Annotated in this window: 9 protein-coding genes; all 9 read right to left on the bottom strand. The window is 62.6% G+C overall.

Annotated features, from left to right (window positions below):
• Positions 1–33: 33 nt before the first annotated feature.
• Positions 34–2,502, bottom strand: a complete 2,469-nt coding sequence (locus OO258_RS15775; protein ID WP_266031445.1) for a CS1-pili formation C-terminal domain-containing protein — start codon at positions 2,500–2,502, stop codon at positions 34–36.
• A 75-nt stretch (positions 2,503–2,577) separates the two neighbouring features.
• Positions 2,578–3,072: a CS1 type fimbrial major subunit gene (locus OO258_RS15770; RefSeq protein ID WP_266031444.1), complete on the bottom strand. Its 495-nt coding sequence runs from the start codon at positions 3,070–3,072 to the stop codon at positions 2,578–2,580.
• A 69-nt stretch (positions 3,073–3,141) separates the two neighbouring features.
• Positions 3,142–3,627, bottom strand: a complete 486-nt coding sequence (locus tag OO258_RS15765; protein ID WP_266031442.1) for a hypothetical protein — start codon at positions 3,625–3,627, stop codon at positions 3,142–3,144.
• A gap of 228 nt (positions 3,628–3,855) precedes the next feature.
• Positions 3,856–4,665: an SDR family oxidoreductase gene (locus tag OO258_RS15760; RefSeq protein ID WP_266031440.1), complete on the bottom strand. Its 810-nt coding sequence runs from the start codon at positions 4,663–4,665 to the stop codon at positions 3,856–3,858.
• 69 nt (positions 4,666–4,734) lie between these two features.
• Complete coding sequence (locus OO258_RS15755; RefSeq protein ID WP_266031438.1) at positions 4,735–7,977, bottom strand: transporter substrate-binding domain-containing protein; 3,243 nt, start codon at positions 7,975–7,977, stop codon at positions 4,735–4,737.
• Positions 7,978–7,986: 9 nt separating this feature from the next.
• Positions 7,987–8,613 carry a response regulator transcription factor gene (locus OO258_RS15750; protein WP_003252604.1) on the bottom strand — a complete coding sequence of 209 codons (627 nt, stop codon included), beginning with the start codon at positions 8,611–8,613 and terminating at the stop codon, positions 7,987–7,989.
• Between the two features lie 29 nt (positions 8,614–8,642).
• The gene (locus tag OO258_RS15745; RefSeq protein ID WP_266031437.1) at positions 8,643–9,839 is read right to left on the bottom strand and encodes a hypothetical protein; all 1,197 of its coding nucleotides are present in this window, start codon (positions 9,837–9,839) and stop codon (positions 8,643–8,645) included.
• Positions 9,836–10,570, bottom strand: a complete 735-nt coding sequence (locus OO258_RS15740; RefSeq protein ID WP_266031435.1) for a molecular chaperone — start codon at positions 10,568–10,570, stop codon at positions 9,836–9,838. Before OO258_RS15740 ends, OO258_RS15745 begins: the two co-directional genes overlap by 4 nt.
• 116 nt (positions 10,571–10,686) lie before the next feature.
• Entirely contained in the window at positions 10,687–13,197 is a 2,511-nt protein-coding gene (locus tag OO258_RS15735; RefSeq protein ID WP_266031433.1) for a CS1-pili formation C-terminal domain-containing protein, read from the bottom strand.
• Between the last annotated feature and the right edge of the window lie 5 nt (positions 13,198–13,202).

The raw sequence follows: 13,202 nt of genomic DNA, 5'->3' as shown, positions 1-13,202 counted from the left end.
CAGGCCCTCTAAAGCGACAGGCTGAAAGCCGGTTCAGCCCATACGCGGTACACAGCGCTGATCACCGACGATCAGCAAGTCATCGTCGCGGTCAAAGTTGTCCGGCGGTAATGTCAGAAGGCAGCTGCCTGCCGTGCCATGGCGAATTTCCAGGGTGGGCCGTGCCTCACTCATTTCGACGCTGAAATAGCCGTCCACTTCGACCACCGTGCGGCCGGCGTCATTGATCACATGTGCGCCTTGCAGCGGCTGGCCTTGGCCGTCGAGCAGCCGGCCAAACACTGTGACCGTTCGCATGACTTTCACCGCGTGATAGCCCACCCCACCGCGATTGAGGTGATAGTCGACAGCAAGGGGCTGGATCTGCGCTGGCGGCATGTCCTTCGCGTCGAAGTCGAAGCGCACATGACCAGACTTGAATGCCGTCACCGGCACGATATTGCGCCCGGGGCGGAGCATTGCACTCATGCCCTGGCCATCGTTGGCGCGTAGCTTCACACCTTGCAGGTCGGTTTCGACATCGATGATCAGGCCGGCATCGAGCGGCAGGTTTTGGCCCCCCATGGCCAGCTTCCCGGCGCCCAGCGCCAAGGTGCTTTCCAGGTTGAGGCCACCGCTGAGGTTATCGTTGAACGATGAAGTCTGGGCATAGGCATCGCCCTGCAATGCCTGGCTGCGAAAGCGCCCATTGGCGGCCAGGCTGGTGCCATAGCCGTCGAGCGTTGCGCTGCCCCCCAGGCTATGCACTGGGCCCAGGTCGACGTCCTGCCTGTACCACAGCGAAGCGTACGGGTCGTTACCCCCCTCACGCGAGGCGCGGCTACCGACATCGACCCCAAGCTGCTTGCCGTCGCGCTCGAGCTTCATGCTGACAGCGAGGTTAATGCCGCGGCTGCGGACACCGGCACTGCTGCGCGTGCCGGGCCTGTCGAACAGTGACAGGCGAACACTGCTCTGATGCCCCCGCAGTTTTCCGTAGAACGCCCAGCTGAGGTCGGCTCCCAGCCCGCTGGCCGAGCCCGCACTGTGTTCCAGGCGCAGTGTCGCTGAACTGCGCGAGGTTACCCGCTGGTTGATCGAAAACGCGGTGCGGCTGCGCACCTGCCGCTGTGAACGATCGTCGCGTTCCTGACCGCTGGGCTCAAGCCAGGTCTGGTTATGACTCAGCAACAACGAGCCCGTGGGGTGGGTATAGGTCAACTGCAGATCACCGCCATTGCCCAGACCTTGGGTTTGATTGAGGCTGGCGTACAGCTTGAAGCGCTCATGGACATCCCAGTCCAGCGAGGTACCCAATTGCAGGTCAGCGCCGACCTGTTGCATCGACAACCCCAGCACCGCAGCCGGGTGCAGCAGATAATTGGTAAGGGCCCCGAGCGCCAGGCCCTGTTCGCGATGGCTATCCCAGTTACTCAGCAACTCGAGCTGCTGGCCCAGGTACAGGTTGTAGCGCCAGCGGCTATCGAGGTTCTGCCAGCGGCTGGGCTTGTAGATGGACACTTCGCTACGCGAGGTCTCCAGGCCGTCTTCGAGCAAGCGCAGCTCCACATCGTAGATGCCGCCGGGCAACACCCGCGTGTCGAGTGCCTGTAAACCGGGCTGTACCGGCTGACTGTTGATCAGCGAGCCATTGCGATAGATTTCGACGATACCCGGGCGGTTCGGCGTGACGTAGACAGGGATGGCGCTGGCTTGGCCATTGTCGACCAGCAGGCTGTCACTGCTGCCCAGCATCAAGCCAAGCGTGCTGTCAGGGCGACGCCCCAGGAGCGTTGGCTGGCGCACCAGGCCTTCTGCGCCAGTAGAGAAGTAGCCCAGCCGAAAGAAGTGCTCTTCGTGCATGCGCTCTGCGTAAAGCTGGTTCATGCGGTAACGCACATCGCCTTGCTCAGCTGGACTGCGATCAACGCGTGCCTCGGCCAGCGTGGTCCAGTCATGCAGATTGCCCTGGCCGAGCAGGCCGATTCTGCCCGAGGTCTGTTCACCATCATTCACCAGATTCAGTTGATTACGCAGCAGCAACCCGGTGCTGCCCTGCTCTGGGAGACGGTGATAGCGCGCGTCCTGCTCCAGTTTCTCGGCATTGGAGGTGAGCAGCGACAGCTGCGAATTGGCCAGGCTGTAATGGATAGCCTGCAACCCGTCCGGGCAGTTTTGCAGGCAGTCGCCCAGCATGCGCCCGCCCTCCAGCCGTTGAAGCCATAACTGGCGCACTGTGGCGGGCTCTGTGCTCTGCTCGGTGTCGGTAAATGCCAGTAATTGCACACGGTTATCACGGCTCAGCACGACCATGGCATCACCCAGGTAGCGCTGATCCAGCTCGACTCGCACTGCAAGTGGCACCTCGAAAAAGTGCGCCTCGAAGTCGTCGGGCAAACGCCCGAACGTGTTCAGGCCGTTAGCATCAGGCTCGCGTTCAGCCAACACTTCGAAAGGGATGAGGCAAGCAGCACCCAGCAACCAAGCAGCGAGTGCACGGCCGGGTGCAGCAAACTGGAACATGATTCAATCCACATCAACACCTGCCCCACCGCTGGACAACATCCGACAGGGTGGAGGCAGGCGGCACTGCATCGATCAAAGGCTGGTGGAGGACGTCTCAAACAACACTTTCACGACCCCGTTATAATCACCCTTCACAAAACCGCCCTCAGGCTTTACAGCTTCAAAGGCAATAGGCAGTTCTTTCCCGCCTTTGGCATCTTCGGCGTCCATGACCTCCTGAGGCGCGAGCGACAACGGCTTATCCCCTACCGTAATGACCAGCGCAATCTTCTGGTCAACGTTACTCTGCTCTTGCAACTCTGCGGTTTGCAGCAACTTCGCCTGAATGGCGCCGACATCACTCTGGGCCATGAAATTTTCAGTCACTTTCGTGAATTGCTCGGCCTGCGGCTGATACTCAAGCGTCACGCCGTCTCGAACCCAATCACCGACAGGTTCCACGGAAAAGTCATTGCCGGGAATGACGGCCGTTACAGAAATGTCATGGCTGATCGGTTCAGGGGCGGAGGCGACAGCGGCACCGGCAAACATCGCAAAGAATGGAATAGCCAATACAGAGGATTTCATATCAAATTTCCTTCAACGGTTGCACATTATCAATAACAGGCGCGCGGGAGCGCCCGTGCAGAACGACTATCAGGGCGCACCCGTTTCGAACATCAGAGTGGCGTGGGTTGTGTAAGTACCTGGCAGGCGAACCGTGGATGCCTCTGCCATGGGATAAAACCTGAATTCAATGGTTTTTCCTTCAGCGGCTTCAGCAGCACTGACGATTTCAACCGGCGTGGTACCCATGACAAGGCGATTCAGCGAGATATAGTAACGGCGCTGAAATTCAGCACCGCCGACCCGTTTAAACCGGTAGAAGGGACTGTCCGTTTTCGCGTAAATAGGCCCGTAGGTACTTTTTACAAACACATCTTTCTTGATTTGTTTGAAGACGAGCCGGCTCGGGTCATATTCCGCCCGAAGTTCGTCGTGCCACCAATTATCCACCGAGGTCACTTGAAATTCAGGTGTCGAAACGACAGCCTGAACACTGACGTCCTGAGGTATTTCCTTGGCCCCTGCGGCCCCCGCCGTCAGCAGCAGGGCGCAGGCGGTAAAACAACGTAACTTCATTGAGCAGTCCCCAAATGTGCCGGCATTTATCGATGCCCGTATGACAGGCGGGAACTTTACGAGTAGGGCATCAATGCGTATGTAGGTGTTTTCTGAGTGACTGCGGAAATGAAAACGCCCCGACGATCGGGGCGTTCTTGGATGCTGCGGCTTGATGCATCAGCTGGCTTGGTCTTGTCGGGAGCAGGCCTTCCCCCCCTGCCCCGGGTCAGTGCTTCTGCAGAACATTCATCGCGAAGGGGCCTTCGCGCGCATTTTTACCGCCATCTCGGCCATCTCGTCGTACAGCCGCTCAGGCGCCTGACGTTTCAGCTGCCAAGCCTGGCGCCCGGCCTCATGGGGCAGAATCAGGAACTCGCCCGCGGCGACCTGCTGGTGGATGTACCCGGCAATGTCGGCGGCGCTGATCGGCGAACCTTCCAGCAGCTTGCCTACCTGCGCCTTCATCGCCGGGTTCGGTCCGCGGAACGAGTCCAGCAGGTTGGTCTGGAAGAATGACGGGCACACCACGTGCACCGACACCTCCTGCTGGCGTAACTCCACCAGCAGGCTTTCCGAAAGCGCCAGCACGCCAGCCTTGGCGACGTTGTAGTTGCTCATGCCAGGGCCCTGCATCAGAGCGGCCATCGATGCGACGTTGATGATCCGGCCCTTGCTGCGCTCCAGCAGCGGCAAAAAGGCCTTGCAGCCCTTGACCACGCCCATCAGGTTGACCGCGATCTGCCAGTCCCAGTCTTCCAGGGACAGTTCGGCGAAAAAACCGCCAGACGCAACGCCAGCGTTGTTGACGATCACGTCGATGCCACCGAACTGCTCGGTGCATGCCTGGGCCAGGGCGGTGAGCTGGCTGTAATCGCGCACATCGCAGCGCTGGATGAAGCCATCGCCGCCGGCGGCACGGGCCAGTTCCAGGGTTTCGCGCAGGGCGTTTTCGTTGACATCGGCCAGCGCCAGGCGCCAGCCCTCGCGCGCCCAGCGCAGGGCGATCTCGCGACCGAGGCCGGACCCGGCGCCGGTGATCATGATGCGGTTATGCATGGTGGCTGGCCTTGTTCTGGCAGGTAGTGCAGCGAGTCTAATCAAGGCCAGGGGGGCGGGGAGGATTCATCAAGGTAGTGAATGGGCAGACATGACTGTGTGGTCAGTACCGCCCGGGCGGCGGGGAGCATGCTCCGCGAGGTAGCGGGCAAGCCAGCGGTCCAGGCGCCGCATGGTCTCCTCCAGCGCTCTGGCTGCCTGGCGCACCTGTGACGCATCCGCTGGCCGTTGCGTACATTGCGCTTCAAGCCGTTCACATGACGCCACCAACGCTTGTGCCCGCACAATGCGTGCGCCGCCTTTCACCCTGTGCGCCACTTCAACGAGCGCCGAGGGGTTGTCGCTCGAGTATCTGAGCTGTGCCAGATCCGCCAGGTTACTGCTGGCCAGATCGGCCAGCAGGGCCACCAACACAGCCTGGTCATCGCAAACCAGCTTACGCAAATGGGCCAGATCAACGGCAGGCAGTTGCTCGCCTGGCTCGCGGCTGACGTACTGGAAAGCTTGCAACGTTTGCATGAGGGTATCCAGGTTCAGCGGCTTGAACAGGCAGTGGTCCATACCCGCAAGCCTCGCGCGACGGCGCTCCTCTTGCAGGGCACTGGCGGTGAGCCCCACCACCCGACAGCGCGGCCTGGCCCGGCGCCGTTCGTGTTCGCGGATCGCCCGGGCCAAGGCAAAACCGCCAAGCCTGGGCATGTTGCAATCGCTGATGACGACGTCGAACGTTTGCTGCAACCACAGGCGCAAGGCCTGGTCGCCGTCTTCGGCAACCTGCACCTGGTGACCGAGAAACGCCAATTGGTGCGCGAGTAGCAAGCGGTTGGCCGGGTAGTCATCGACCACCAGCACGCGCAGGGCAGCCAGCCTGGCAGGGTCGCCCGGCGGTGTTGGCGGCTTGGCCAGCACCGGCCGGGCTGCCAGCGCCAGGTCCAGGCGGATTTCAATCCGCGTACCTTGGCCCAGCACGCTGTGCAAACGTAATTGCCCGCCAAGCATTTCACACAAGCTGCGGCTGATGCCCAGCCCCAGCCCGGCACTGCTGCGTGGTGACTGGCGCTGATTGCTGGCCTGGCGAAAAGGCTGCCCGAGGCTTTCCAGCTCGGCCTGGGCAATGCCTATGCCGGTGTCTGCGACTTCGAGCAATACACTTGCCCGCCCGGCTGCAGCCTGCATATTCAGGCTGACCAGGACCTTGCCCTGCGCGGTGAACTTGACTGCATTGCTGACCAGGTTGGCCAGCACCTGCTTGAAACGCACCGGGTCAAGCATCACCCAGTTTTCCACCGCCCCCTTGCACACCATGTCCAGGGCCAGCCCCTTGCCGCGTGCCTGTTGCTCGAACAGCTGAACCACCCGGGCGACTTGCTCGCGCAGGCTCACCGGCACCAGTGCCAGCTGCAAATGGCCGGTTTCGATGCGTGTGATGTCGAGCACATCGCCGATCAACTCCTGCAGCCCGATAGCAGCATCCGCCGCCACTTCGATGGCCAGATGGTCCAGTTCGCCCTGCCCTGCCTTGCGTCGGGCAAGCTCCAACATGCCCAGCACGGCATGCAGCGGCGTGCGGATTTCATGGCTCATGGCCGCGAGAAACTGCGTCTTGGCCTGGTTGGCCGCCTCGGCCTCGCGCTTAGCACGATGCAGTTGCACCTGCATCCGCCGCAGGTAGCGAACCCACAGCAGGGCCAGCAACAGCAGGCTGCATGCCAAGGCGATGCCCGCCAGCATGCGCCCGCCATAACGGCGCCATAACCCGTCGCCAACGATCATCGGGTTACGCCAGCGTCGCAGCATGGTCTCCATTTCTGCCGGGGGCAGCGCAAGCAAGGCTTTGTCGAGAATACCCAGCAGCTCTTCGTCGGCATGGCTACTGGCAAAGGCGAAGTGCATCGGGGGCAGCGCCAGGCTGGCAGCGATACGCAGCCTGCCGGGAAAGTGACGTGCAACCAGCGAGCACGCCTGGTCCAGTGGCAGCACTGCGGCGCCCGCCTTGCCTTGCTCCAGCGCCTGCAGGGCAGCCAATGGATGAGGCACGAGCCGCTGACGGATCCCCGGGTAAGACTTGGCCAGCGTCTGCGCCTGGGCGCTGCCACGCACCAGCGCCAGCGGCCGCCTGCCCAGCTGCGCCAAGCTGCTGGGGGCCACCGTCTCGTTGCGCGTTACCAGGACCAGCGGCAAGCTCAGAAAACTGCGGCTGAAACGCAGTTGCCTGGCGTGTGCCGGGCTGTACACCAGCCCGGCAATCAGATCGGCCTGGCCCTGGCGCACTTGCTCGATCATGTGCTGTATGTCTGTGCCCCCCTGCACTTCGAAGTGCAAGCCGGTGAGGCGGCTGATGCGTTGCAGCAAGTCCATGCTCAAGCCGCGCACCTGGCCATGCTCATCGCGGTAGCTCAACGGGAGCTGGTGCTCACCGAGCAACACCTTGACCACGGGGTTTTCCGCTATCCAGCGCTGCTGGGCTTCGCTGAGTTCAACCAGGCCGGGTTTGACGGGGCTGGCAGGCTGTGGGCTCCAGTGCCCGCGAATGCGGGCATGTTGCTGTTCGGTCAGGCCTTGCAACACGGCATCGACCAACCTGGGTAATGGGCCGCCGCCCCCGAGCATGGCAAAGCCCAGGGGCTGGGCTGCAAAATCGGGCTGGTCGACCCATTCCAGGCCTGGCAGTTGCCCTCGGGCCAACAGATAGCGGCTGCTCAGGGCATTGCCTAGAAACAACTCGGCTTCGCCAAGCTGTAACGCCGCCAAGGCGCTGTAGGGGGTGGGGTGCAGCTGGATCCGTGCGTTGGGATAGTTGTGCTGAAGCAGGGCCAACGGCCGATACCCCTCGACCGCCAGCAGCCGAGGGCTTGCGCTGTTGCCACTGACGAACCGCTCACTGGCCAGCAGCAGTGGCTGGTCAACGATGTACGGGCTGGACAGGCGCAGCTTGGCGTCCTGCGCCTGCTGTGCTGTTACCGAGCTGACCAGGTCGATAGTCCCCTTGCGCAAGGCCGCGAAAGCAGCGTCGTAGCCCTCGAACAGCCGCAGGCGTACTTCCAGGCCCAGCTTCTCGGCCAGCACACTGGCGTACTCGGCGCTGATGCCTTCATAGGCCTGGCCGGTGCCGAGCATGTCGAAGGGCGGGTTGTCGCGGCCGATTACCCCCAGGTTCAAATGGCGCTTCTCCCACAGCCAGCGCAGGTCGGCGGGGGCCAGCGCCAGCGCAGGCCCCGTTTCCACCCCCCGGGTGTAGAGCTGCGGTGCGGCCAAAACGGGTAGCGGGTTCAGGCAATACAGCAGCCACAGCAGCAGGACGCGGATTGGCACGGGTAGCGACTAGATAAGCGCATTGCGACGGGCGAAGTCCGCCAGGTCGATCAACGAGTTGACCCGCAGTTTTTCCATGAGCCGGGTTTTGTAGGTGCTGATGGTCTTGTTGCTTAGCAGCATGGCCTCGCCGATCGCCTTGTTGCTCAGCCCGCGGGCGAGCTGCTGCAGGATCATCAGCTCACGGTCGGTCAGTGAGGCGATGCATTGCGCGTCGGTGAACTTCAGGTCCTGCTTGTGCACCGAACTCAGCGCCACTTCAGGGAAGTACGTATAACCCGACAACGTTGCGCGCACCGCCTTGCCAAGCTCGTCCAGCTCATCGGTCTTGGCCACGAAGCCCATTGCACCGGCCTGCATGCAGCGTAGCGAATACGCCTCAGGCAATTGCGACGTCAGCACCAGAACCTTGGGCGGCTGCGTCATGGCCTTGATGCGGGCGATGACCTCAAGCCCATCGAGCCCGGGCATGGCGATATCGAGGATGACCAGGTCCGGGCCCAACTCACGCGCCAGCCGCACCGCGTCAATACCATTATCTGCCTGGCCGACGACATCGAGCCGTTCCTTGCGCAGCAGCATGCACACGGTGGCTCGGATGAACGGATGGTCGTCAACCACCACGACTTTGTACATAAGTTAACCTCGCGCATCATGGCGGTGGGCTAAAGCTCAGCGTCGAAAACGACGGTGACCTGGCCGGCATAGGTGGCGCCAGGGTGTCGAAGCATGGCCTGCACGTCGTTGCGCTCCACCTGGAAACGCAACTGGCCAGGGCGGTTGAGCGTGGGCATCGCCGATTCGAATGCCAACGCAGCCGCCTGCCCGCTAGGCAACGCCAGTTGCTGAACCGGCCGGCCCTGGTACTCGATACCTCCGGGCAAGGTAATGGCCACGTTCACAGGCACTTCATGACTGGCGTCGTTACGGATACCGCACGTACCTGCCGTGTAGTGCTGGCACAACTTGTAGGCTTTGAATGGGCCGGTTGACCATAGCCGGAACGGCAGGTCACGGTAGATGAGCCCGGGGGGCTGGCCACCGCCCAGCCAGGCCTGCCAGCCACCCTTGGGCTCAAGCACGGCGCGCTCCGAGCCAGGCGGGAACTCGAAGATGAAAGCGTGCTGCACATCCAGTTCGAAGTTGATCACCAACGTATCGCCGCTCAGGCCGGTGACGTTGTTGCCGAAATCAAAGTCGCCCCCAGGGCCTAGGGTGTAAGTGAGGCTGCCGCGGTACATACCGGCGCGCAGGCGATACGGCGGGGGGATGTCCAGCTCGAAGGAAATGCCCGTGTCCAGTACCGTGGTGGTAGCCACATGGTCATCAGCCCCAAATGAATAACTGATCGTGCAAGGGGTCGGGCTCTGCGGGTCGACCACCCTGGTGTGGTATCTGTACCGGCTTTGGTTGCCGCCGCCACTCTTGCCACGACAACCGCCTACCCAGGTGCCGTTGAGGGGGTTGTAAGGGCTACCCAGCAAAGCTTCCTGGCTGATGGAGCGCACCTCGAAGGTCATCTGCCTGGGCTCACCCGTCTGTTGGTGGCGTACCTCCACTTCACGACGCCCCGGCAGTTTCACGAAATATCGATCGCGCAGGTCGGGGGCACGGTTGATGCTTGTCTTCTGGTAGGTAATTGGCAGGCTTACGGTGCCGGTACTGGCGCACATGGTAGGCCAGACACTGCAAAATTCAGCAGGCGGCGTGGTGTTTTCGAAGCGCCCCGACCCACCGCCACGGTATTGCGCCGAAAGCGTCACCTCCAGCGCGCTGGCCAAGGGAGCGAATGCCAGCAAACCTGCGACCAGCCCGACGCGTAAGTGACGGATGCGGGCCAAGCGCCCTGTGCTGCTACTCATCCTTCCACCACCATGCGCTTGCGCGCTTCGCCTTCATGCAATTCAAACTGATGGACCTTTGCCGCCTGCCCTTCGAATTGCCGTGTCCGCCCCGGCAACACATGATGTTTGGTGGCAGTCTCGCAGGCTACGCCAGCCGCCTGGCACTGCCGGAACTGATCCAGCACGACAGTGGCATTGCCCTGGTTGCTGACCGTAAGGCTACCGTCCTTGCGCTGCACGGGCGTCTGAAACCGGGTTTCGCCAGGCCGAACGAACAGCAACGTGCCGTAGCCGGCCAGCAAGTTGACCCCAACCTTCAGGCTATCGCGGTACCGCTCGGCCTCTCCCTCGTCCACGGCAAACCCATCACCCAGCTCGGGCAGGACCGGGACGAAGCGCAAGCGGAAATAGCGTTCTGTATCGCGCTGCCCGCGGTACACCAGGCGCACCGCCTGCATGCCCTGGGCCGGCACGATCAGCCGCGCCGGGCTGGCCACCAGGCCGCGCTGCTCCAACGGCAGGCCCTCGGTGTCGACCTCGCGGGCATTGCCATCGGTGTCGTACACCAGCTCAGCGACACTGACCTTGACGAACGCCGTGGTATCACCGCCGTTGCGCACCCGCTTGAGCAAGGTGCTTTTGCCGGAATCCAGGTAATCGTACAACGCGCCGACATTAAGCTCGGGCGCCCCAATGGCTGCCAGCGGGGTAACCAGAAAGGCCAGAGCAAGCAGACGATGGATATTCACGTTTGAAGGTTCCTTGGATAAGTACAGCGATTGGCATACCGTAAAGCGGGAACAATCGCAGGATGTGTAGGAGCCGTCTGAAACGACGGTAGGGCCGCTCTGTTACTGACCCTGAGCTAGCTCTCAACACGCTCACCCCCGTTATCAGCGGCCTTGGCCAGGCTTGCCGGCGTGCAACGCTGGTCGCCAGCCAACAGCACATCGTCTTCACGTACCAGCTGTGTAAGATTCAGCGTTAACAGGCATACGACCTGCCCTTGCTGACGCACCTCCAGGCTGGGTGTGGACTCGCTCATTTCCACGGCGAAGAACCCATCAGCCTCACTGACACTGCGACTGGCGTGGTTGATCACCTGCGCGCCCCGCAGCGGGCGACCCTGGCTGTCGAGCAGGCGGCCGATGACGGTGAGCGTGCGCAATACCCGCAGCTGGCGGTAGCCAATGCCGCCACGGTTCAGGTGGTAGTCCACACTGGAAGGCTGAATCACCGCTGCGGTGGCTTGCGCGCCTTCAAGGTCGAATTGCACATGGCCGGCCTTGTAGGCGGCCACCGGGACCAGGTTGCGCCCAGGCCGCAGATTGGCAGTACCGCCATGGCGGTCGTCAGCGCGTAGTTTCAAGCCTTCGATATCGGTTTCGACATCGACGATCAGCCCAGCCTGGTGCGGCAGGTACTGGCCGCTCACGGCCGCCTTGCCAGCCCCGACAGCCAGCATGCTTTCCAGGTTGAGGCCGCCGCTGAACTCACCGTTGTAGGAAGACCGCTGGAAATAGGCATCACCGTGCAGCTGCTGGCTCTCGAACTGCGTATCGCCACCCAGGCCGGCACCATAGCGGTCGGCGCTGGCGGTCAGGCCAACGCTGCGCAGCGGGCCCAGGTCGACGTCCTGCTGATAGGCCACTGCGGCATTGAGGTCGCGCCCGCCATCGCGCGCTGTGCGGCTGCCGACGCTGGCCGACAGGCGCCGGCCACTCGTGCCGCCCAAGCTCATGCTCAGGCTCAGGTTGACGCCGCGGCTGCGGGCCTCACCGGTACCCGCGTTGCCCGGTCGGTCGAACAGCGACAGGCGCCAGTTGGCCTGCGACCCCAGCAGCTGGCCGAAGTACGACCAGCCCAAATCCACCCCCGTACCGGCGCTGGCCCCACTGCTGTGTGATACACGCACGCTGGCGGTATTGCGCGGGTCGAGGCGATGGTTGTAAGACACCGACGTCTGGGTTTGCCGCGCCTGCCAGTGGCTCGGCTGACGGTCATCACGCAGTGATTCGGGGCGGGTCAGCCAGGTGCTGCTCTGGCTGGCCACCAATGAGCTGTTTTCACCGGTGTGGATCAATTGCAGGTCGTAGCCATTGCCGTAGCCCTGGGCCCGGAACAGGTTGCCGTACAGTTTGAAGCGGTCGAGCACATCCCAGTCCAGCGACGTGCCGTATTGCAGGGTTTGGTCGATGCGCTGCGCCGAGACGCCGACGATAGCCCGTGGGTGCACCAGGTAATTGGCCAGCACGCCTGCCGCCAGGCTGTCATCTGCGTCGCGCTGCCAGTTGCTCAACAGGCTGCTCTGCCGCCCCAGGTACAGGTTGTAGCGCCAGGGGGCATCGGTGCTGCGCCAGTTGCTGGGCTTGTAAATGAATGCCTGGCTGCGCGAGGTCACCTGGCCGTCCTCGACCAGGCGGATTTCCACTTCATAGATGCCCCCGGGTAACACTTTGCTGTCCAGCGTTTGCAGGCCTGGCTGCACTGGCTGGCTATTGATCAGTACGCCGTTGCGGTAGATTTCCGCCACGGCGGGGCGGTTGGGCGTGACATAGATGGGCGTCGCGCTGGGCGCACCATTGTCGATGGCCAGGCTGTCGCTGCTGCCGAACATCAGGCCCAGGGTGGTATCGGGGCTGGCCCCCATCAGCCGTGGCTGGCGGGTCAGGCCTTGGGCACTGGGGGTGAAATAGCCCAGGCGATAAAAGTGGTCCTGCGCCAGTCGCTCACCGTACAACTGGTCAACCCGGTAGCGCGTGCCCTGTTGACTGTCGCTGCCACGGTCGAGCTGGCCATCGGCCAGGGTCGTCCAGTTACCCAAGCTGCCCTGCCCTTGCAATGCATAGCGGCCGCTGGTGACTCGGCCATCATTGACCAGGTTGAGTTGGTTACGCACCAGCAGGCCGTAGCTGCCCTGTTCGGGAAGCCGGTGATAACGCTCGCCTGCCGTTGACGCTTCGGCCTGGTCGGTAAGCAGTGACAACTGCGAATTGGCCAAGCTGTAGTGCACTGCGCGCAGGCCATCTGGGCAGTTTGCCTGGCAATCACCCAGCGGGCGCCCTTCGACCAGGCGTTCGCGCCAGCGCCGCCTCAGGCTTTCTGGCTCACGGCTGTCGACGGTTTCGGTGAATTCCAGCAGTTGCACGCGCTGATCCCGGCTGAGCACGACCATGGCATCCCCCAGATAGCGGCCGTCCAGGTCTACCCTCACGGCCAACGGCACTTCATAAAAGTGCGCTTCAAACTCACTGGGCAGACCTTCGATGCTACCCAGCGCCGCGGTCGCAGCATGACCCGTCAGGGGTACTGCGGCCAGGCAGGCTGCCAACGGCAAGCTCAGGTACAGCGCGGAAAGGGGAAATTGTAGGGTCATGGGCG

This window comes from Pseudomonas sp. DCB_BI (genome assembly GCF_026240995.1).
In the GTDB taxonomy this organism is placed as follows: domain Bacteria; phylum Pseudomonadota; class Gammaproteobacteria; order Pseudomonadales; family Pseudomonadaceae; genus Aquipseudomonas.
The sequence above is the reverse complement of the archived record's forward strand: the minus strand, read 5'-3'. Positions and strand labels throughout refer to the sequence as shown.